The organism is Chelatococcus sp. XZ-Ab1, assembly GCF_029309855.1.
GTDB lineage: Bacteria > Pseudomonadota > Alphaproteobacteria > Rhizobiales > Beijerinckiaceae > Chelatococcus_A > Chelatococcus_A sambhunathii.
In genome coordinates this window covers 660040-680488 of sequence record NZ_JARKII010000001.1, presented here as the reverse complement: position 1 = coordinate 680488, position 20449 = coordinate 660040, and the positions used below count along the sequence as shown (strand labels likewise).

Genomic DNA, 20449 nt, shown 5'->3' with positions numbered 1-20449 from the left:
GGTCATGGAACATTCCAAGGAGCCTCGGCCATGAGCATGGCAAACGCAACGGCGACGGGTGTCAAGGCCCGGCCGATGTCCCGGGAGGAGAAGAAGGTCATCTTCGCTTCCTCGCTCGGCACCGTATTCGAGTGGTACGATTTCTATCTTTACGGCTCGCTGTCGGCGATCATCGCCGCCCAGTTCTTCTCGGGCGTCAATCCGACCGCCGGCTTCATCTTCGCGTTGATGGCCTTCGCAGCCGGCTTTGCTGTCCGGCCCTTCGGCGCGCTCGTCTTCGGCCGCCTCGGCGACCTCGTCGGCCGCAAGTATACCTTCCTTGTCACTATCGTGCTGATGGGCCTGTCGACCTTCATCGTCGGCATCCTGCCCACCTATGCAACGTGGGGCATCCTCGCGCCCGTCATCCTCATCATCCTGCGCCTCGTGCAGGGGCTGGCGCTCGGCGGCGAATACGGCGGCGCGGCGACATACGTCGCAGAACACGCACCCCAAGGCCGGCGCGGCTACTATACCAGCTTCATTCAGACGACGGCGACGCTCGGCCTCTTCCTGTCGCTCATCGTCATCCTCGGCACCCGCACCTATCTCGGTGAGGAAGCCTTCGCGGCCTGGGGCTGGCGCATTCCGTTCCTGATCTCCATCGTGCTGCTCGGCATCTCGATCTGGATCCGGCTGCAGCTGCAGGAGTCGCCCGCCTTCAAGCAGATGAAGGAGGAAGGCACCCAGTCCAAGGCACCGCTGACGGAAGCCTTCGGTACCTGGAAGAACGCCAAGGTCGGCCTGCTCGCCCTTTTCGGCAGCACGTCGGGCCAGGCGGTCGTCTGGTACACGGGCCAGTTCTATGCCCTGTTCTTCCTCACGCAGACGCTGAAGGTCGATGCCGCCACGGCGAACATTCTCATCGCCATCTCGCTCGCCATCGGCACGCCATTCTTCATCTTCTTCGGCTGGCTGTCGGACAAGGTCGGCCGCAAGCCGATCATCCTCGGCGGCTGCCTCATCGCGGCCATCGCCTATTTCCCGCTGTTCAACGGCCTGACGAAGTTCGCCAATCCCGATCTCGCGGCGGCACAGGCCAATGCCCCGGTAACGGTCATCGCGGACCCGTCGGAATGTTCGTTCCAGTTCAACCCGGTCGGCACGGCACAGTTCCGCTCCTCGTGTGACATCGCCAAGAGCTTCCTTGCCCGCAACTCGGTGAACTATGCGAACGAGGCGGCCCCGGCGGGTACGGTGGCGCAGGTCAAGGTCGGCGACCAGGTCATCGCCTCCTTCGACGGCCTGACGCTCGATGCCGCTGCCTTCAAGGAGCAGAGCGCGGCCTTCAACACCAAGATGACGGAGGTCATCCGCGCAGCGGGCTATCCGGCCAAGGCCGATCCGGCGAAGATGAACACGGTCGCCATCGTCGCCATCCTGACGCTGCTCGTCCTCTTCGTGACGATGGTGTATGGCCCCATCGCCGCCCAGCTCGTCGAGCTCTTCCCGACGCGCATCCGCTACTCGGGCATGTCGCTGCCCTATCACATCGGCAACGGCTGGTTCGGCGGCTTCCTGCCCACCACCGCCTTCGCCATGGTGGCCGCGACGGGCGACATCTACTACGGCCTCTGGTACCCGATCGTGGTCGCCCTCATGACCTTCGTCGTCGGCCTGCTCTTCGTGCCCGAGACGAAGGACCGCGACATCTTCAAGTACGAAGGCTGACACAGCCAGAGCCTGATGGCTCCGAAACGAAAGGCCCCGCCGGTCTCCCGGCGGGGCCTTTTCGCTGGCGAAGCGGACGGCGGATCAATCGCAGACCGTGACGCGACGAACGCGCCAGCCCCAGCCGTCCACCCACACGCGGCGGGTCTTCACGAAGCATTCCGGCTCGTAATCGTAGTAGGCCGGCCCGGGTCCGTAGGCATAGGGCGGCGGGCCGTAGTCGTAGACGGGCGCGGGATAGCCGTAGGCGGGCCGCGCAGCGGAGGCGGCCAGCGCGCCGACGGCGAGGCCGCCGATGATACCGGCGGCCACAGCCGCCCCGGCATTGCCGCCGCGGCGCCAGCGTGCCTCGGCCTCTCCGGTGGTCGCGGCGAAGGCCCCGGCGAGGGTCAAGCCGGCAAGGCCGATTGCGGCGACCTTTCGAGCCTTGAGCGGGAACATCATGGTTCTTCTCCCAAACCGGGGAGCGCTCCGCACTCCCCCTGCAGCGTCATCGTGGGGATGCTAGTCTCCTGTGGCTGAACGCCCGATGAACCATCCCTGTTCCCTATTCGTCACCCGCACTGCGGCAATTTGCGGACAAGCGCAAAGGCCGGCGCGGGATATTCGCCGGCCTTCGCACTGGCGGATCGCAGCGAGACGCGGCCTCAGTCGCAATCAGTCGCAAACGGTCATACGCCGTGTAGTCCAGCCGTACCCGGGCACGAACACGCGTTCCCGGACCTTGTAGCAGTAGGGGTCAGCCACATAGACGGGGCCCGGATAGCCATAGGCCGGCCGCGCCGCCGAAGCGGCGAGCGCACCGATGGCAAGCCCGCCGATGACGCCCGCGGCCACGGCACCGCCGTAGTGCCGGCCGCGCCACCGGGCCTCGGCCTCGCCGGTCGTGGCGATGAAGCTCGCGCCGAGAGTGGCGCAGGCGAGCGGGATAGCAAGGATCTTCGGGCTCATGCGATTCATCGTTCCATCCTCCGGTAGCACCCGCCGCATCCCAGAGGGATTGCGGATATCGGATGTGATGAAACGATGCGCCCGCACCCGCCGCGGCGCCGTGCGCCGTCACACGAGGCGCTGCCGCGTCAGGTCAGGGGCTCCAGGGCACGGTTGAGGTGGAAAAGCGGCGCCCCGACCGGGGCAGCAAGATGGTGCCGGTTGTCAGACTCGAACTGACGACCTACCGCTTACAAGGCGGTTGCTCTACCAACTGAGCTAAACCGGCGCCGGCCCATGCATTTCGGCTAACAGGCTTCGCCCGCGGCCGCAAGAGGCAATGCTGCCGGGACTGCCGGAGGGCAGCAGGCCGCGCCAACGAGGACGGAAGCCCGGAAAAGCTATGGCTGTCGATCGGTCGGACCTGTCGGAGGAGGAGTGGGAAGCCCTGCAGCGCCTCAACCGCGGCGCGCCGGAGGCGGATCTCATCCCGCCACTCATGCGGCATCTGCTCCTCGAGCTCGGCCTGGCCGTCGAGCGGCCGTCGCGCATCGTTATCAGCGACCGCGGCAAGAAGCTCATTCGCCTCTATCGTGACGGCCGACGATGAACAACCGGCACCCTGGCGCGTTCTGGCAGCGTGCGCCGCAGACGAGCCTGCGACCGAAACGACGGTGGCCGGGAACCAACACGCAGATGATGCGTTTTGCCTTGCGGAAGCACTCATGGCGGAAGCACTCATGGCGACTGCGCGACGAGATGCTTTTCCATAAAGCACCAGGAAGACGAATCCGAAAGGATGACCACATGACGAAATATCTTGTCTGCGCCGCTGTGGCCCTCACCCTTGCTGCGTGCAACACTCCTGAGGAGCGGGCCGTTGGCGGCGCGCTGATCGGCGGTGCGGCCGGCGCCGCCGTTGGCGGAGCCGCGACCGGAACGGCCGGCGGCGCCGTCGTGGGTGGCGCCATCGGCGCGGCCGGCGGTGCCATGGTCGGTGCCGCCACCGGCCAGCAGTGTGAATATTACTACTATCGTGGCCGCCGTTATCGCGAGTGCTATTGAGCCATCCGGCCCGATCGTGGGCCCATGACCGTCGCCCGCAGGCATGAGGCATTGCGGGCGACAGTCGTTTCAAAACGGTCGCTGCCGCGGCGCTAGGGCCGGGCGGCGCCGGGGGAGAACATCGCAGGCCATCGCGCCTTGGCGGGCGATGGCGTCTGACGGGAGCCATTTTATCGGAGCGACGGAGGCGAGCGATGGCCGATGAACCGCAACTCACCCCGCGCGAAGCAAGGCAGGGGCGGCTCGGACGGCCGGTTCTTGTCATCCTGCTCGCCAGCCTGACACTCGCTGTCCTTGCTTGGCTCTTCCTGTAGCGCGGCCTGATGACGGGCTGGCGCCGATCACATCGCTTTTGTTGGCGCTGATGGCATAAAGTGTGCTATGAGCGCGCCGGTGGCGCCGTTCCGGCCAGCCTCGTGCCTGCGGAAGGCACACGCATGCCTCGGTCGTGTTTCCCTGACCGCAACGGTGGCGCCGCTATTGGCATGCCGCACAGTCCAGAGGCCTGTTCAAAGGCGCGCCGAACGGCGGGTGATCGGTTCATCGGGCGAGGCGTGCCATGAGCCTCGCCATGAGCCTCGTCACGAGCCTTGCGGCCGGCGCCGGATCGCATCTCCGGCCTCGTCGGGGCGCCTTGGCTGCTGCGGCAGGGAAGCGGATCGTCCGCGTTCTGAAAGGAAGAGCTGTTGTCGAAAGAAGATACCATCGAGTTTGAAGGCACCGTTGTCGACGTGCTGCCCGACGGCAAGTTTCGCGTCGTCCTCGAGAATGACCACGAAATCCTGGCCTACATCGCAGGCCGCATGAAGCGTCACCGCATCCGCACCCTCGCTGGTGACCGTGTGACCGTGGAAATGACGCCCTATGACATGGACAAGGGCCGCATCACCTTCCGTCACAAAACCGACGGCGGCGCGCCCGGTCCCGGTGCCGCCCGGCGTGGCCCTCCGCCGCGGCGCCGCTGAGAAGCCGAGGGCGGTCGGCTCCTACCAGCCTGAGGGCCTGATATCCCGACTGGCCTGACGGCCTGACATGGCGCGGCCGGCACGGCTCCTGCTATCGACGGTCCTCGGGCGCACCGCGCGCGTCGATGTGCCGCTCATCCTCGCGGCGTACAATCGAATATTCGGCATCGATGACCATGTCGCCGGCGCGCCCCCCGGGGCGTTGCCCGCGCCACTTCATCCACAGGTGATAGCCGAGCCCCGCAACGACGACGACCGGCAGCACGACGAGGAAGACGCCGGCCGCGACGATGGCGAGCGTGACGACGAGCGCCAGCCCCACGGCGGCTGCAAGCCAAAGCTGCCAGCGGGACAGGCGCACAATGCGCATCTGCGGGCCAAAACGGGGGTCGTACCCCTGCATGATCTGATCCTTCTTGACGTCTGGCCGCGAACACATCACGCCCACCGGGCGAGAATATGATGTCGCCAAGCCGCTCGCGCCAGTGACGCGGCATTCCCCCGCCGCACAACCCGGGGTCACACACTTGTGACGGGAAGGCGGATCGACCCTCGGCGCAGGCTGTGGACCATATCGAGGGTGCCGGAACGGCTGGGCCGGACGGGCTCGTGAAGCATCCTCCCGGCCGGGAGGCCGCCGGCAGGAATTTCATCGACACTGGGAGGAGCAGGCAGCCATGCTGGATCGTCGCAGTCTACTCGTTTCGGCCGCCGCGGCCGGCAGCGCCATGGCCGTTCCTGCCTCCGCCCAGACGCTTCCCGCCGCCGCGCCGGTCGAGCCTGACCGACAGGCGCCAGGCTTCTATCGCTACAGGGTGGGCGACCTGATGATCACGGCGGTCAACGACGGGGTTGCCCGCCGGCCGCTCGACGGATTCATCCGCAACGCGCAGATCGATGATGTCCACGGCGCGCTCGATGCCGCCTTCCTGCCGCGCGACAGCCTCACCATCCCGTTCACCACCCTCGTCATCGACCGTGGCGGCAAGCTGACGCTGATCGACACGGGCAACGGCGATTCGGGTGCGCCGACAAGCGGCCTGTGGATGACGAACTTCCGCGCCGCCGGCTTTGATCCCGCCGCCGTCGAAACCGTGGTCATCAGCCATTTCCACGGTGATCACATCAACGGGCTGAGACTCAAGGACGGCACGGCCGTCTTCCCGGGCGCGGAGGTGCTGGTGCCAGAGGCCGAATGGGCCTTCTGGATGGACGATGCCAGGATGGCCGCGGCACCCGATGGTATGAAGGGCGCCTTCCAGAACGTGCGCCGCGTCTTCGGCCCCATCGCGGGCGACGTGAAGCGTTTCAAGGCCGACAGCGAAGTGGTGCCCAACGTGACGGCCGTCGCCGCCTATGGCCATACGCCGGGCCATACGGCCTTTGCCGTCACCGCCGGCGACGGACGCCTCATGGTGATGAGCGACACCACCAACCACCCAGCCCTCTTCGTTCGCAATCCCGAGTGGCAAGCCATCTTCGACATGGACGGCGACATGGCGCGCGAGACGCGCAAGCGCCTGCTCGACATGGTGGCAAGCGAGAAGATGCAGGTGGCTTTCTACCACGCTCCTTTCCCGGCGACCGGCCATATCGCCCGCGATGGCGACGGCTTCGCCTTCGTGCCCGTGGCCTGGAGCCCCATCATCTGAACATGCGGACCGGCGCGGCATTCCTCGCGCCGCGGCCCGTCCGGCATCCTTGCTGGACGGGATGCCCCCATTGCGGCTATGGGTCTCCTCCCCGCCGATGGATGCGCCGGGCGCCCGCCTGCGCTGTTTCGGCCTGCGAGGACAGAGGCGCCCATGGCCCGCCGTTTCGGTAAGATCGCCATCGTCGCAAGTGACGCGCCCGAGGCGCAGAAGGCCGCAGCCAGTCTCGTCGCCCGCTACGGCACCCACCCGCCGGACGAAGCCGACGTGATCGTCGCCCTCGGCGGTGACGGCCTGATGCTGCAGACGCTGCACCGCTTCATGGGCACCGGCAAGCCGATCTACGGTATGAACCGCGGCTCCGTCGGCTTCCTGATGAACGAGTTCCTTGAGAACGACCTCGTGGACCGGTTGGAGGAGGCCGAGCGCAGCGTGGTGCATCCCCTGCTGATGATCGCGCACGACGCAGCCGGCATGCCGCACCAGGCACGGGCCATCAACGAGGTCTCCATGCTGCGCCAGACCTATCAGGCGGCGAAGCTGCGCGTCTCCGTCGACGGCCTCGTGCGGCTCGAGGAACTGACCGCCGATGGCCTGCTTGTCGCAACCCCCGCCGGCTCGACGGCCTATAACCTCTCCGCCAACGGGCCGATCCTGCCGCTCAACGCACCGCTCCTGGCGCTGACGCCGATTTCCGCTTTCCGCCCGCGGCGCTGGCGCGGCGCCCTGCTGCCAGACCACGCGCGCGTGCGCGTCGACGTGCTCGAAGCCGACAAGCGCCCGGTCAGCGCCGTGGCCGACCATACGGAGTTTCGCTCTGTGACGCGGGTCGATATCGCCATGGACCGCAGCGTGGACCTCGTCATGCTGCACGATCCCGGCCACAGCCTGGACGAGCGCATCCTGCGTGAGCAATTCGGCTATTGACTGCCTCAGGCAGCAATGGGCCGCGAAACGGAGCGCTGTCCCTCGATGACGGCGCGGTCCGCCTCGATCAGCGCGCCGAGCGCTGCGCTCTCCGCAAGGCGCGCCGCCGTGCCCCGCGCCTCCTCCCGCGCAATCTCGGCCTCGAAGCGCCGCAGCAGCGCCGTCAAGGCATCCCCGTCGGCATCGCCGCGCGAGGCGCAGGCGGCGATCACACGCTCCAGAATCGGACGGAACAGGCCGACGGGACCACCTTCTTCCCACCGGTGGCCGGAGTACGCCCGGCAGGCGGACCAGGCGACGAGAAAGGCCGGCCGCAGGGCAACGGGAATACCGGCCCGTTCCAGCAGGGCCTCGCGCCCCCGTCCGCGCTCGTCTCCGGCGAGCGCCGCGACCCGTCCCGGCGGCACCTCGGCGAGTTCCGCCAACGCACCGGCGAACAGCCGTTCCTCGCCGCTGAGGAGTCCGCGCAGCAGCAGTCGCGGCGTCAGCCGACCCTCCTGCCGCAGTTGCCGCACGAGCGCCGCGACGGAGGGATCGTCCGGCGCCGTCGCGGCGATGGTCAGCACCGTCCGTTCGCCCGATTCGCGCGCGGCGCCTTCCGCGCGCTCCATGCCGAGCCAGCGCCGGCGGGCGACGAAGGCCGTCAACTGCTCGGCAACGGCCACGGCGATCCGCTGGCGCACGGCGGCCGGCAGGCCGGGCCGCGCCAGCAAAGCCTCGCGCAGGGCCGGCAACTTCGCATGTCGATCGAGCATGCGGTGCATCAGGAACTCGGGCAGGGGCGCGCCGTGATTCTCCGCAAGTGCCACGAGCGCATCCGGCGCGCCGACCGCGACGAGCGCCGAGGCAACCGCAAGCGGCAACCCCGGGCGAACCGCGACGGCGGTCTGCGCGAGGGCATCTCCCGCCTCGACACAATCGACGAGGTCGGAGGCCATCAGCAGCGGCGAGCGGGCGAGGACGAGCGCCGCGACGTCGCTCTGATCACGCGCGAGCGCCAGCACGAGATGGCGCGGGATGTCGAGTTCGGAGCCGAGTTCACGCGCCACGGCGCGCCGGACGGCTGCGGACGTGTCATCAAGGAGGCTGAGCAGCGCCGCCTCCGCCTCCCGCCGCTCCTCGGGCGAAAGCCGGGCCGCAACATAGGCACGAGCGAGCGCCGCCGCCCCTCGCGCCCGCTCGCTTGCCGCGGCGGAGCGAACCCAGTGCAGAAAGCGGCGGATGATCATTGCCCCGATCCCAACCGGCGGATGCGGCCGGAGCCCCGCCGGTCCGCACGCCCACCAAAGCCATATGTGCATATCGCGGTTTCCCCGGGTCACAGGAACGGGGGAGAGTGCGATATGGCTCGCCTCGCAGCATGAGGCGGTTATGGTAAACGAAGTCTGAACACGGTAATCGGAGGGGACCTCTACTCCATGACGGCCCAGGCAAACGGTAGTCCGCATCCGCGCGGCGGGCTCTACTTCGAAGACTTCAGCGTCGGCCAGCTCATCCGCCATCGCCTCACGCGAACCGTGACGCAGATGGACAACATGCTGTTCTCGAACATGACGCTCAATCCCCAGCCTCTGCACATCGACGCGCATTTCTGCGCCACCGAGACCGAATGGGGCCGGCCGCTGATGAACTCGCTGTTCACCCTCGGCCTGATGATCGGCATTTCGGTGAACGACACCACCGTCGGCACCACCATCGCCAATCTCGGCATGACGGATGTGCGCTTTCCCGCGCCGCTCTTCGAGGGCGACACCATCAATGTGACGACGGAGGTGGTTGCCGTGCGCATTTCGCGTTCGCGCCCCGACGCCGGCATCGTCGACTTCCTGCACCGCGCCTACAAGCAGGATGGCACGCTCGTCGCCGAATGTCGGCGGCAGGCCTTCATGCGCAAGCGCCCCGTGGTGTGACGACCATGCGCTCGCTGCTCTTCGTCCCCGGCGACAGCCGCAGGAAGCTGGACAAGGGACTGACGGCCGGGGCGGACGCCCTGATTCTCGACCTCGAGGATTCCGTCGCGCTGTCGGAGAAGGAAACCGCTCGGCGCGTCACCGCCGACTTCCTGCGCGATGTCGGCAACCAGCCGGCGCGGCCCCTGCTCTACGTGCGCATCAACGCGCTCGACAGCGGCCTGAGCGAAGATGATCTCGACGCCGTCATGGCGGCGGGACCCGATGGCATCGTGCTGCCGAAGGCCGCCGGCGGCCCCGACGTGTCGCATCTCGGCGCCAAGATCGCGGTGCGCGAGGCCGAATTCGGCCTCGGCGACGGCAGGACCCGCATCCTCGCCATTGGCACTGAGACGGCCCGCGGCGTCTTCGCGCTCGGCACCTATGCCGGCGCGAGCCATCGCCTCACGGGCCTCGCCTGGGGCGGCGAGGATCTCTCAGCCGACATCGGAGCCGAGACGAACCGCCTGCCGGACGGCCGGTATGCCGAGCCCTATCGCCTCGCCCGTTCGCTGACCCTCATGGGCGCCGCGGCAGCGGGCGTCGATGCGGTCGACGCCGTCTTCACCAATTTCCGCGATCTCGACGGGCTCTCCGCCGAATGCGAGGCGGCCCGGCGCGACGGCTTCGTCGCCAAGATGGCGATCCACCCGGCGCAGGTGCCAGTCATCAATGCCGCCTTCACGCCGACGCCCGAGGCAATGGCCGAAGCCCGCGCCATCGTGGAGGCCTTCGCCGCCAATCCGCAGGCCGGTGTGCTCGCCGTCGGTGGCGAGATGGTCGACCGTCCGCACCTGAAGCGCGCCGAGCGCGTGCTCGCGCGTGCGCCGACGAGGATTGAAGGTCGCACCTCATAGGTCGCCGGATCGGCCGGGCGCGACGTATCCCTCTCCCCGCACGCAGGGAGAGGGAGCATTTGCACGACGGACCCGCCCCTCTTACTCCCCACCCTTCGGCCGCACCAGGGAGAACACCTCGTCCACGACGCTGTAGTCATGATAGCCGAGCCGGGCAATGGGCTGCATGGCGGCGGTGTCGACGAGCCCGTCCCTGAGGTAGCGGTCGTCGATATAGATACCGACCACCTGGCCAAGGACGAGCCACCGGTCGAGCGCGCGTCCGTCCATGTCCTCGAGCCGGATGATCTGCAGGCGCCTGCATTCGAGCGCCGCCGCGATGCCGCGCACCCGCGGCGGCTTGACGAAGCGCGAAGGCTCCGGCACGAGCCCAGCCGCCTCGAACTCGCTGACGCCGCGCGGCAGCGGCGCCGAGGTCGCATTCATCGCGTCGCGCAACGGATAGGTCGCAATGTTGCAGACGAACTCGCCCGTCTCGGCGATGAAGGCGACGGAATCCTTCTGTCCCTCGCTCGAAAAGCCGACGATGGCCGGGTAGGTCGAGAAGGCGTTGAAGAAGCTGTAGGGCGCGAGATTGACCTCGCCCCGGTCGTTGAGGGACGAGATCCAGCCGATCGGCCGCGGCGCGACGAGGGCCTTGAAGGGATCGTGCGGCAGCCCGTGGTCACGGGCGACGGCGTCGTAGATCATCGGCCCTGCTCATCGAAACGGGTGACGATGGCGGACAGCTCCGGCCGCGGCCGATCCGGCGGCGTCTCGCTGGCCGTGCCGATGTGGACGAAGCCGGCGATACGCTCGTTGGCGGCAAGGCCGAACGCCTCGAGCACGCGCCGGTCATAGGCGTACCACTCGGTGATCCAACTCGTGGCGAAGCCCATCGCGTTCGCGGCGACGACGAGGTTCATGCACACCGCGCCGGCTGACAGCACCTGTTCCCACTCCGGGATCTTCGGATGCGGCGTCGCCCGCGAGACGACCGCGACGACGAGCGGAGCACCCGTCAGGCGCTCGCGCTCGGCGGCGAGGCGCTTCTCGTCCGCCTCCGGATTGTCGGCGGCGAAGGCGGCCGCGATGATCTCCCCGGCCTTCACGCGGGCTTCGCCCGAGAAGACAATGAAACGCCAGGGGACAAGCTTGCCGTGGTCGGGCACCCGCGCGGCGAGGGTCAGGAGCGTATTGAGCTCCTCATCGCTTGGCGCCGGGGCCTGCATCTGGCGTGCGGCCACGGAGCGGCGCGCGCTGAGGAGTGCGATCGTTTCATTCGACATCGGCTCTTCGCTCCAGACTGGAACTGCTTGAAAAAAAGCGTCGTTTCGGCGCCTCGTGCCCGCCGTTGTCATCGCGACTCCGCCGCCCTGCGTCAACGCCGTCGCGCGCATGGCCGCCCGCGCGGCAATGCCCCCCGCGCGAGGCCGTGCCGCCGCACGATGCCACCTTCCATTCACAATTGGGTGGCAACTGCTCGCCGGGGCGCTTATGGAAAGATCTCTCCGGCTCCCGGCACGAACGGAAAACCAGCAACGTGATCAAGGTCTTCAATCGCTGGAGCGCACTTGCCCTGACGGCGTTCTGCCTGCCTTTGCTGGCAGCCGGCGCTCTTGCGCAGATGCCCCCGCGGCTGCAGAACGCGCCGCCGCCGCAGCTCCAGGACACGCAAGGCACCGCGACCCTCTATCTGAGCGCCGTCTTCTCCGGCGAGACCAAGCCCATCGGAGAAGGGCTCGTCTGGCGCGTCTATGCCGATGCGCCGGACGGCGAGGACTTCAAGATCATGGTCAAGTCGCAGGACGCGTCGCCCTCCGTCACCCTGCCCAAGGGCGACTACCGCATCCACGCGGCCTATGGCTTCGCCAGCGCCACGCGCCGCGTCTCCCTCACGCGCGACACCGTCGAGCGGCTGACCATCGCGGCCGGCGGCCTGCGCATCCGCGGCGCCATCGGCACGAACCCCATCCCGCCCGAGAAGATGACCTTTTCCGTCTTCGTGCCCGTCGGCAACAACGACGAAGGCCGCCTCGTCGTCGAGAAGGCGCGCTCGGGCTCGGTCGTGCGCCTGCCGGAGGGGACCTACCACGTTGTCTCCAGCTATGGCGATTCCAATGCCCTCATGCGGGCTGACCTCAAGGTCGAGAACGGCAAGCTCACCGACGCCACGCTCAATCATCGCGCCGCCACGGTGACGCTGAAGCTGGTCCGCGCTGCGGGCGGCGAAGCCTTCGCCGGCACCGCCTTCAGCGTGCTGACCCCGGGCGGGGACGTCATCCGCGAAGAGATCGGCGCCTTCCCCTCCTTCGTCCTGGCGGAAGGCGAATACGTCGTCATCGCCCGCCACGAGGGCCAGGTCTACACGCGCGAATTCACCGTCGAAAGCGGGCAGGACCGCGACATCGAGGTGGTGGCGCGGTAGGGGAGAGCATGGATTCCCTCTCCCCGCGCGGGGGAGAGGGAATGGCTTCTCAGGCCACGGCCTGCTTGAGCGCCGGCGTCTCGGCGCGCTCGCGGCGGAGGTCCGGCGGCACCGCCTCGTCCACCAGCGAGGCGAGCGCCTCATCGAGCGTCATCGATACCTGCTGCTGCGAGCCGAGCCGGCGAATGGAGACCGTGCGCTCCGCCGCCTCCTTCTTGCCGACGACGAGGAGCACCGGCACCTTGGCGAGCGAGTGCTCGCGCACCTTGTAGGTGATCTTCTCGTTGCGCAGGTCGACATCGCCGCGCAGGCCGGCCTTCTTCGCCGCCTTCAGCACCTCGACGGCATAATCGTCCGCCTCCGAGGTGATGGTGCAGACCATCAGTTGCTGGGGCGCGAGCCATAGCGGGAAATGCCCGGCGAAATGCTCGATGAGGATGCCGGCGAAACGCTCCATCGAGCCGCAGATGGCGCGGTGCACCATCACAGGCGTCTTCTTCTGACCGTCCTGATCGACATAGAAGGCGCCGAAGCGCTCCGGCAGGTTGAAGTCCACCTGCGTCGTGCCGCACTGCCAGTCGCGGCCGATGGCGTCACGCAGCACATATTCGAACTTCGGCCCGTAGAAGGCGCCCTCGCCCGGGTTGATGCTCGTCCTGATGCGGTTGCCCGACTGGGCGGCGATCTGCTCGAGCACCTTGCCCATCACCTCCTCGGCGTGGTCCCACAGGGCGTCGGAGCCGACGCGCTTCTCCGGCCGCGTGGAGAGCTTGACCACGATCTCGTCGAAGCCGAAGTCGGCATAGGTCGACAAGATGAGATCGTTGATCTTCAGGCACTCCTCGGCGAGCTGGTCCTCCGTGCAGAAGACATGCGCATCGTCCTGCGTGAAGGCGCGCACGCGCATCAGCCCGTGCAGGGCGCCCGAAGGTTCGTAGCGGTGCACGGCGCCGAATTCGGCAAGCCGCAGCGGCAGATCGCGGTAGGACTTCAGCCCGTGCTTGAAAATCTGCACGTGGCCCGGGCAGTTCATGGGCTTGATGGCGAAGACGCGCTCGTCCTCGGTCTCGTCGCCGGCCGAGGTCGCCGCGAACATGTTCTCGCGATACCAGCCCCAGTGGCCGGAGATCTCCCACAGCGACTTGTCGAGGAGTTGAGGCGCATTCACCTCCTCATAGTCGGCGGCGAGGCGCCGACGCATGTAGCTGATGAGGTTCTGGAACAGCGTCCAGCCCTTGGGATGCCAGAAGACGGTGCCCGGCCCCTCCTCCTGGAAGTGGAACAGGTCCATCTCCCGCCCGAGGCGGCGATGGTCGCGCTTTTCGGCTTCCTCGAGCTGCCTGAGATAGGCGTCGAGGTCCTCTTGGGTGGCCCAGGCGGTACCGTAGATGCGGGTCAACATCGGATTGTTGGAATCGCCGCGCCAATAGGCGCCGGCCACCTTCATCAGCTTGAAGGCAGTGCCGACCTTGCCGACGCTCGTCATGTGCGGCCCGCGGCAGAGATCCAGCCACTCGCCCTGCCGGTAGATCTTCAGCGTCTCGCCCGGAGGGATGGTATCGACCAGTTCGACCTTGAAGGCTTCGCCCTTCATCTCGAAATGCGAGCGCGCCTGCTCGCGGGACCACTCCTCCTTGGTGAAGGCAGCGTCGCGGGCGATGATCTCGCGCATCTTGGCCTCGATCACCGGGAAATCCTCGGGCGTGAAGGGCTTCTCGCGATAGAAGTCGTAGTAGAAACCATTCTCGATGACCGGGCCGATGGTGACCTGGGTACCGGGAAAGAGCGTCTGCACCGCCTCGGCCAGCACATGGGCGCAGTCGTGCCGGATGAGTTCCAGCGCGCGCGGATCGTCGCGCGAGACGAACTCGATCCTGGCATCGCGCGTGATCGGGTCCGCAAGGTCGGCGAGGTTGCCGTCAAGCGCCATGGCCACGGTGCGCTTGGCAAGCGACTTCGCGATGCCTTCGGCGACCTCGCGCCCGGAAATGCCTTCGGGGAACTGGCGCGCGGCGCCATCGGGAAAGGTCAGCGTGATCATCAACAGTCTCCCGCTCACTCCTGCAAACGACGGCAGGTAAGCGTTTTCATCTCAGGGTTGTCCGGACGGCGCTCCTTGCGCGGGCGAGGCACCGTCGCCGCCCGGTTCGACGGCCTCGCAGGCGAAGGCCGGCGGCGCGTTGACGCCGCGCCAGCGCCCATAGGTCCACGGCTTATACCAGGCGCTTGCCGGCGGCAACGCCTCCGGCACGAGATCGATGCCGCTCGTGCCGAGCGGCGTGCAACGGCAGATCCGGGCAAACCCCATCCACCCGCCGGCCCACAGGCCATGCGCCTGGATCGCCTCGTCCGTATAGGCCGAGCAGCTCGGCCAGTGCCGGCACTGGCGCCCGACGAAGGCCGACAGCGTGAGCTGGTAGCCACGAATGAGAAGATGCGCTATCCACTGACCGGGATTCATGTTTCTTGCCGCTGGGGAATCGCCTTCCATATGGCTACGCCTGGAGCAGGAGCTACGTTTCGCGTCGTTTTTGCCACGAAACGTTAACTGCGCTGCGCCAGAGTGCCGGCATTCATTCAGGAGTAGCACATTGTCTGGCAGCCGCGTCGCTCTTGCCGCCACTCTGGCCGCTTCGGCCCTCGGCGCATTCGCATTGTCGTCCACCGCCCTCGCGCAGTCGTCCCGTCCCTATGAGACGACCTTCGCCGGCGAACCGGTCGGTCCCAACGACTGGATCCTCACGATCAAGGGTAATGCCCAGATAACGCCCAAATACGAGGGATCGGACAAGTCGAGCTTCGTCGCCTTCCCGTCCTTCACCATCCGCCGCGCCACGGAGCCCAAGCGCTTCGCGGCCCCGGACGATGGGGTGAGCCTCACCTTCTACGGCAACCCGCTCGTCAGCTTTGGCGTCGTCGCCGCCTATCGGGGCGGCCGCTACTACGAGGACGACCGGCGCCTCTTCGGCCTGTCGAAGATCAACTGGACCATCGAGCCTGGCGTCTTCATCGAACTGTGGCCGACCGAGCAGCTGCGCGCCCGCTTCGAGATCCGCCACGGCCTCAACGGCAGTGGCTTCGTCGGCGGCGTCGGTCTCGACTGGGTACAGCGGATCGATCGCCTCACCATCTCCGGCGGCCCGCGCGTCGTCCTCGCCGACGGCGACTACATGGACAAGTATTATAGCGTGACACCCTACGAGGCCGCGCTCAACGGCCGGGTCTGGCCTTTCAAGGCCGACGGCGGCATGCGCTCCATCGGTGCCGCCGCGGCGGTGTCCTACGACTGGAGCGACGAGTGGAACACCACCGTCTTCGGTCGCTATGACTACCTGACAGGCGACGCGGGCAAGAGCCCGGTGGTGCGTTCCTTCGGCTCGCGCAACCAGTTCAGCGTCGGCGTCACGGCAGCCTATTCCTTCAAGACCACTTGGTAAGTTAGCCACGCCGGCAGCTCAGGCCTCGGCCGCTGGCGCTTCGGCCTTTGCCGCAAGAGCCTTGTCGACCGCCTCGACAACCGCGTCGAAGGTCAGCAGCGTCGAGGCGTGCCGGGCCTTGTAATCGCGCACCGGCTCGAGCACGGCAAGTTCCGCCCAGCGCCCGCCCGGCGGCGGGCCGTTGTCCTTGAGCATGCGCCGCATCGTCTCGCGCAATTCACGCAATTCCGCCGCATCCGCCCCGATGACGTTGCGCGCCATGATGGATGACGACGCCTGGCCGAGGGCGCAGGCCTTCACGTCGTGGGCGAAGTCGCTGACGCGCCCGCCGTCCAGCATCACGTCGACGGTCACCGTCGACCCGCAGAGCTTGGAATGGGCAGTGGCGCTGCCGTGCGGCGCGGCAAGCCGCCCGAGCCGTGGAATGTCCGCCGCCAGTTCCAGAATGCGCCTGTTGTAGATATCCGAGAGCATACCCGCTCCAACCTGACGGATTTGGTTCCATCCGTGCCGGTCCCCTATATAAGGCCCGCAGCATGGATGCAAAAGCGCGCCGCCGACCATAAGCCGGCGCGGAGTGCGGCAGGTGTCGGCGACGACGTGCAGCCGATGCGCGGCAAGGGATGCATTTCGGGTCCGGGGGCCCGTTGCCGATCGGGAGAGGCCGGATGAAGACTGCCGCGAAATCGTCGAACACGGGCGCCGCCGGGAGCGACTGCAACAAGATGGCGGCACCGCCCCCGAGCCGCGCCGAGGCGGAGGCGGCCGTACGCACCCTCATCCGCTGGGCCGGCGACGATCCGGATCGGGAGGGCCTCGTCGGGACGCCCGAGCGCGTTGTTCGCACCTTCGAGGAGGTCTACGCCGGCTATCGCGAGAACCCGGCCGATCTGCTCGGCAGCACCTTCACGGATGTGGGCGGCTACGAGGAGATGGTCCTCGTACGGGACATTCCCTTCCATTCCCACTGCGAGCACCACATGGTTCCCTTCGTCGGCCGCGCGCACATCGCCTATTACCCCGCGGGCGGTGTCGTCGGCCTGTCGAAATTCGCCCGCTTGGTCGATGCCTATGCCAGGCGCCTACAGACGCAGGAGACGCTGACGACCCAGATCGCCGATACCATCGAGACGCACCTTTCCCCGCGCGGCACGGCGGTGATGATCGAGGCCGAGCACATGTGCATGTCCATGCGCGGCGTGCAGAAACAGGGCTCGCTGACCGTGACCACCCGCTTCGGCGGCGTCTTCCGCGACGATCCGGCCGAGCAGGTGCGCTTCTTCACGCTGCTGCGCTGCGGCCGCGACCGGACGGCAGGATGATGCCTCGGGGCGGGACTTCGAACCAAGAGACAGGACATGTGCGAACGCTGTGACTTCATCGCCGCGCGCGGCAGCAAGGCGGACGTCGAGGAGGGCGACCGGCTGATGCCGGCCTTCGACGCGAACGGGCTCCTGACCTGCGTCACGACCGACGCGGCAACCGGCGAGGTGCTCATGGTCGCCCACATGAATGCCGAGGCCCTCGCCCGTACCGTCGAGACCGGAGAAGCCTGGTACTGGTCCCGCTCGCGTGCCAGCCTCTGGCACAAGGGCGACACCTCGGGCCAGATACAGACAGTTGTCGAAATGCGCGTCGATTGCGACCAGGACGCCATCGTCCTCAAGGTCGAGGTCGGCGGCGACGGCGGTTGCTGCCACACCGGGCGCCGCTCCTGCTTCTACCGGCGCGTCATCACCGAGCCGGACGGCCGCGGACGCCTCGTCTTCGACGACGCGGCGTGACACGGAACGAGGCGCCCGGGCGACCAAAGCCGAAGGCGCCCAGGGCGACACAAGGACGACATAAGCCTCTTTCATTCATTCCACGGCAACTTCATCCTGCCAGGCTGCATTGTGCTCCTGCGGAGGGCGACCGGATGTTCGAAGACCTCGCATCGCTGACGGCGACCGTGGCCGTTGAGCCCAACCTGGCCGTGCCGCGGACGCAGCGCCCTTTCGGCATCGCTCTCGGAGGCGGCGCGGCACGCGGCTGGGCGCACATCGGCGTGATGCGCGTCCTGGCGCGTGAGGGCCTCGTCCCGCACGTCATCGCCGGCACGTCCATCGGCGCCGTGGTCGGCGGCTGCTTTGCCTGCGGCAAGCTGGACGAGCTCGAGGATTTCGCACGCTCGCTGACCAAGCGGCGCGTGATGGGACTGATGGATTTTCACCTCAACGGCTCCGGCCTCATTGCCGGTCAGCGCCTCAGGCGCATGCTGTCGCACCACCTCGGCGACATTCGCATCGAGGCCCTTACGCCCCGCTTCGTCGCCATCGCCACCGAGCTCGGCAGCGGCCACGAGATCTGGCTGACGCGCGGCTCCATCACCGAGGCCCTGCGCGCCTCCTATGCTCTGCCCGGCATCTTCGATGCCGTGCGCCTCGGCGGCCGCTGGCTGATGGACGGCGCCCTTGTCAATCCGATCCCGGTGACGGCGGCCCGGGCGCTCGGGGCGGAGATCGTGCTCTGCGTCAATCTCAACGGCAGCGACACGCGCGGCCGCGGCGCCGTCATTCCTGCGCACGGCACGGATGAAGACCTCAACGAGGAGGAGGCACAGACAAGCCGCGGCCTCTTCGCACCCGTCCGTGGAGCCGCCATGCGCATGCGCCAGTTCGGCCGGCGCTCCGACGGCGCACCCGGCATCGGTGCCGTGATGGTCGATGCCTTCAACATCACGCAGGACCGCATCGCCCGCTCGCGCCTCGCCGGAGACCCGCCGGACGTCATGGTGTCGCCACGCCTCGGCCGCATGGGGCTGTTCGACTTCCATCGAGCCGACGAAGCCATCGCGCTCGGCATGGAAGCCACCGAGCGCGCCCTCGCCGAGTTGCGCGAGATGCTGGAGGTCCCGCTGGCCGAGCGGGGCTGACGGCCCGTGCCCTGCTAGGCCATGGCGATATACTCGCGCATGGCCTTGTGCTCGGCCTCGATCTCCGCCACCCGATACTTGACCACGTCGCCTATGGAAACGAGGCCCGTCAGCTTGCCGTCCTCCACCACCGGCAGGTGTCGGAACTTGCCCTCGGTCATGATCCCCATGATGTCCGTGATCGCCGAGGCGCTCGTACAGGTCACGACCTTCTCGGTCATGTGCCGGCTCACCGCTTCCTTCAGCGCGTCAATTCCCGCCTTGGCGATCTCGCGGACGATGTCACGCTCGGAGAGGATGCCGAGAACCTTGCCGCCCTCGTCCACCACGACGACGGCGCCGATGCGCCGCTCGGCGAGAAGCTGGGCTGCCTCCATGAGCGTCTTGTTCGGAGAAATGGTCACGACGCTGCGGCCCTTGGCCGCCAGGATCTGGGCAACGGTCATCAGCTCCTCCATGCCAGATCGAGGCGCTAGTCCCGTGCGATCGCAACGGCACCCAACGCCTGCGATTCACCCACTTGAGCCATAGTGGTGGCACTCCTCGGCGAGCGCAAGGCGGCCGGGGGATACCGCGGCTCAGTCCGCGCGCTCGCGCGAATGAGCGTGGTCGAAGAGCGGAAAGAGCAGCAGGCCCGCGACGAAGCCGCCGATATGCGCCTCCCAGGCGATGCCGCCCTCGGCCAGACCGAGCGGCAGGGCGGCGACGCCGAAGGCGAGATTGACGACGAACCAGATGCCGATGAAAGCAAGGGCCCGGCGGTTGCGCATGAGCTGGCCGAGGCTCTCGGCCGGCATGCGGTGGGCGCTGAGGTCGATGCCGAACATGTGGCCCCAGTCCGGCCGGAAAACGAAACGCGCGGCCGCCGCCATCACGCCCGAGATGGCACCCGAGGCGCCGATCATCGGCACGACGTCGAACGGCCGGCTCGCGAGATGGGCCAGCGCCCCTGCAATGGCGCAGACAAGGCACAGGACGAGGAAGCGCACCGCGCCGAAGCGCCGCGCAACGGCGCTGCCGAAGGCGAGCAGCCATAGGGAATTGGCCCCGAGATGCGCCCACGAGCCATGGAGCAGTGAATAAGTGACGAGGGCCCACGGCGCGGCACCGTCGCCGAGGACGAGGCGTGCGAACATCTGCCAGTAGCCGCCCTCGGGCATCGCCGCCGCCCGGGCCACGATGGCATCGAGGCTCTCGAAGCCGAGGCCGACGACGAGCCGTGCCGGGATGAAGCCGAAGTCCACGAGAATGCGGAAATCCGTCTCCTCGCCGATGACGGAACGCAGGATATGGATGGCGACGATGACGGCGATCGACCCGACGACGACCGCCGGGGCGTTGAACATCGGCTCGCGCGAGGGGCCGGAGGAAGGCTGGTGCGACATGGGCTCCGAAAGGCAAGCGTCGAAGGTGGCCACGACGCCCGCCGCGGCCGCCGCCGCGGCAACAGGCAACAGTTTGCCCGCCGCGTCAATCCGCCATGGCGCGCAGAGGGCCCACGCGAGCGCCAAGGGGGAGAGGCTTTTCGCCTCTCCCCCGGTGCCATCCTTGTCCCGTGCCGTGGCAATCACCCGGCATCTCGTTCGACGCTCCTGCTGGCAGGGTCAGAAGACCGCTCGCCGCATGGTCCGGAGCA

24 protein-coding genes and 1 tRNA gene are annotated in these 20449 nt (G+C 67.7%); 13 read left to right on the top strand and 12 right to left on the bottom strand.

Annotated elements, in window-relative coordinates; translation table 11 throughout:
• Positions 1 to 36 precede the first annotated feature (36 nt).
• Entirely contained in the window at positions 37 to 1710 is a 1674-nt protein-coding gene (locus P2T65_RS03315) for an MFS transporter (RefSeq protein ID WP_186438059.1), read from the top strand.
• A gap of 84 nt (positions 1711 to 1794) precedes the next feature.
• On the opposite strand, the gene P2T65_RS03310 is transcribed toward P2T65_RS03315, so the two are convergent.
• The 3 genes from P2T65_RS03310 to P2T65_RS03300 form a co-directional block, all read right to left on the bottom strand.
• Complete coding sequence (locus P2T65_RS03310; protein ID WP_055457271.1) at positions 1795 to 2154, bottom strand: hypothetical protein; 360 nt, start codon at positions 2152 to 2154, stop codon at positions 1795 to 1797.
• Positions 2155 to 2367: 213 nt separating this feature from the next.
• Positions 2368 to 2670: a hypothetical protein gene (locus P2T65_RS03305; RefSeq protein ID WP_082464640.1), complete on the bottom strand. Its 303-nt coding sequence runs from the start codon at positions 2668 to 2670 to the stop codon at positions 2368 to 2370.
• Between the two features lie 183 nt (positions 2671 to 2853).
• Positions 2854 to 2929, bottom strand: a tRNA-Thr gene (locus P2T65_RS03300).
• 114 nt (positions 2930 to 3043) lie between these two features.
• Between P2T65_RS03300 and P2T65_RS03295 the strand changes: the two genes are divergently transcribed.
• The 3 genes from P2T65_RS03295 (at position 3044) to infA (ending at position 4670) form a co-directional block, all read left to right on the top strand.
• On the top strand, positions 3044 to 3250 hold the full coding sequence (locus P2T65_RS03295) for a hypothetical protein (protein ID WP_055457272.1): 207 nt from the start codon (positions 3044 to 3046) through the stop codon (positions 3248 to 3250).
• Between the two features lie 197 nt (positions 3251 to 3447).
• A complete protein-coding gene (locus tag P2T65_RS03290) occupies positions 3448 to 3705 on the top strand; it encodes a glycine zipper domain-containing protein (protein ID WP_055457273.1) in 258 nt (85 codons plus the stop codon).
• 686 nt (positions 3706 to 4391) lie between these two features.
• Positions 4392 to 4670, top strand: coding sequence for a translation initiation factor IF-1 (gene infA, locus P2T65_RS03285; protein WP_055457274.1), 279 nt, complete (start codon positions 4392 to 4394; stop codon positions 4668 to 4670).
• A gap of 91 nt (positions 4671 to 4761) precedes the next feature.
• Here infA and P2T65_RS03280 read toward each other — a convergent pair whose 3' ends face one another.
• Positions 4762 to 5073 (bottom strand): hypothetical protein, encoded by a 312-nt coding sequence (locus P2T65_RS03280; protein ID WP_071924484.1) that lies wholly within the window; start codon positions 5071 to 5073, stop codon positions 4762 to 4764.
• A gap of 274 nt (positions 5074 to 5347) precedes the next feature.
• Between P2T65_RS03280 and P2T65_RS03275 the strand changes: the two genes are divergently transcribed.
• On the top strand, positions 5348 to 6322 hold the full coding sequence (locus tag P2T65_RS03275) for an MBL fold metallo-hydrolase (RefSeq protein ID WP_055457276.1): 975 nt from the start codon (positions 5348 to 5350) through the stop codon (positions 6320 to 6322).
• Positions 6323 to 6475: 153 nt separating this feature from the next.
• A complete protein-coding gene (locus tag P2T65_RS03270; protein WP_276199171.1) occupies positions 6476 to 7249 on the top strand; it encodes an NAD kinase in 774 nt (257 codons plus the stop codon).
• Between the two features lie 5 nt (positions 7250 to 7254).
• Here P2T65_RS03270 and P2T65_RS03265 read toward each other — a convergent pair whose 3' ends face one another.
• The gene (locus tag P2T65_RS03265; RefSeq protein WP_276199170.1) at positions 7255 to 8478 is read right to left on the bottom strand and encodes a DUF2336 domain-containing protein; all 1224 of its coding nucleotides are present in this window, start codon (positions 8476 to 8478) and stop codon (positions 7255 to 7257) included.
• A 189-nt stretch (positions 8479 to 8667) separates the two neighbouring features.
• On the opposite strand from P2T65_RS03265, the gene P2T65_RS03260 reads away from it, so the two are divergent.
• Positions 8668 to 9159 carry a MaoC family dehydratase gene (locus tag P2T65_RS03260; protein ID WP_055457279.1) on the top strand — a complete coding sequence of 164 codons (492 nt, stop codon included), beginning with the start codon at positions 8668 to 8670 and terminating at the stop codon, positions 9157 to 9159.
• A gap of 5 nt (positions 9160 to 9164) precedes the next feature.
• On the top strand, positions 9165 to 10055 hold the full coding sequence (locus tag P2T65_RS03255) for a CoA ester lyase (protein WP_055457866.1): 891 nt from the start codon (positions 9165 to 9167) through the stop codon (positions 10053 to 10055).
• Between the two features lie 81 nt (positions 10056 to 10136).
• On the opposite strand, the gene P2T65_RS03250 is transcribed toward P2T65_RS03255, so the two are convergent.
• Together P2T65_RS03250 and P2T65_RS03245 are read right to left on the bottom strand one after the other, a co-directional pair.
• Entirely contained in the window at positions 10137 to 10745 is a 609-nt protein-coding gene (locus P2T65_RS03250; RefSeq protein ID WP_055457280.1) for a flavin reductase family protein, read from the bottom strand.
• Entirely contained in the window at positions 10742 to 11323 is a 582-nt protein-coding gene (locus tag P2T65_RS03245; protein ID WP_063189072.1) for a nitroreductase, read from the bottom strand. Before P2T65_RS03245 ends, P2T65_RS03250 begins: the two co-directional genes overlap by 4 nt.
• 254 nt (positions 11324 to 11577) lie before the next feature.
• On the opposite strand from P2T65_RS03245, the gene P2T65_RS03240 reads away from it, so the two are divergent.
• Positions 11578 to 12462 (top strand): hypothetical protein, encoded by an 885-nt coding sequence (locus P2T65_RS03240; RefSeq protein ID WP_055457282.1) that lies wholly within the window; start codon positions 11578 to 11580, stop codon positions 12460 to 12462.
• A 49-nt stretch (positions 12463 to 12511) separates the two neighbouring features.
• Here P2T65_RS03240 and thrS read toward each other — a convergent pair whose 3' ends face one another.
• The gene (gene thrS, locus P2T65_RS03235; protein ID WP_276199169.1) at positions 12512 to 14503 is read right to left on the bottom strand and encodes a threonine--tRNA ligase; all 1992 of its coding nucleotides are present in this window, start codon (positions 14501 to 14503) and stop codon (positions 12512 to 12514) included.
• A gap of 51 nt (positions 14504 to 14554) precedes the next feature.
• A complete protein-coding gene (gene yidD, locus P2T65_RS03230; protein WP_055457284.1) occupies positions 14555 to 14923 on the bottom strand; it encodes a membrane protein insertion efficiency factor YidD in 369 nt (122 codons plus the stop codon).
• Positions 14924 to 15053: 130 nt separating this feature from the next.
• Between yidD and P2T65_RS03225 the strand changes: the two genes are divergently transcribed.
• Complete coding sequence (locus P2T65_RS03225) at positions 15054 to 15899, top strand: MipA/OmpV family protein (RefSeq protein ID WP_055457285.1); 846 nt, start codon at positions 15054 to 15056, stop codon at positions 15897 to 15899.
• Positions 15900 to 15917: 18 nt separating this feature from the next.
• On the opposite strand, the gene P2T65_RS03220 is transcribed toward P2T65_RS03225, so the two are convergent.
• Positions 15918 to 16373 carry an iron-sulfur cluster assembly scaffold protein gene (locus tag P2T65_RS03220; RefSeq protein WP_063189075.1) on the bottom strand — a complete coding sequence of 152 codons (456 nt, stop codon included), beginning with the start codon at positions 16371 to 16373 and terminating at the stop codon, positions 15918 to 15920.
• Between the two features lie 251 nt (positions 16374 to 16624).
• On the opposite strand from P2T65_RS03220, the gene folE reads away from it, so the two are divergent.
• The 3 genes from folE to P2T65_RS03205 all read left to right on the top strand — a co-directional run bounded on the left by folE (position 16625) and on the right by P2T65_RS03205 (position 18813).
• Positions 16625 to 17221 (top strand): GTP cyclohydrolase I FolE, encoded by a 597-nt coding sequence (folE, locus tag P2T65_RS03215; protein WP_055457867.1) that lies wholly within the window; start codon positions 16625 to 16627, stop codon positions 17219 to 17221.
• Positions 17222 to 17257: 36 nt separating this feature from the next.
• On the top strand, positions 17258 to 17683 hold the full coding sequence (gene hisI, locus P2T65_RS03210) for a phosphoribosyl-AMP cyclohydrolase (RefSeq protein WP_055457287.1): 426 nt from the start codon (positions 17258 to 17260) through the stop codon (positions 17681 to 17683).
• 134 nt (positions 17684 to 17817) lie between these two features.
• Complete coding sequence (locus P2T65_RS03205) at positions 17818 to 18813, top strand: patatin-like phospholipase family protein (protein WP_276199168.1); 996 nt, start codon at positions 17818 to 17820, stop codon at positions 18811 to 18813.
• Between the two features lie 14 nt (positions 18814 to 18827).
• On the opposite strand, the gene P2T65_RS03200 is transcribed toward P2T65_RS03205, so the two are convergent.
• The gene (locus P2T65_RS03200; protein WP_055457868.1) at positions 18828 to 19259 is read right to left on the bottom strand and encodes a CBS domain-containing protein; all 432 of its coding nucleotides are present in this window, start codon (positions 19257 to 19259) and stop codon (positions 18828 to 18830) included.
• Positions 19260 to 19391: 132 nt separating this feature from the next.
• On the bottom strand, positions 19392 to 20198 hold the full coding sequence (locus P2T65_RS03195; protein ID WP_276199167.1) for a rhomboid family intramembrane serine protease: 807 nt from the start codon (positions 20196 to 20198) through the stop codon (positions 19392 to 19394).
• Positions 20199 to 20449 lie beyond the last annotated feature (251 nt).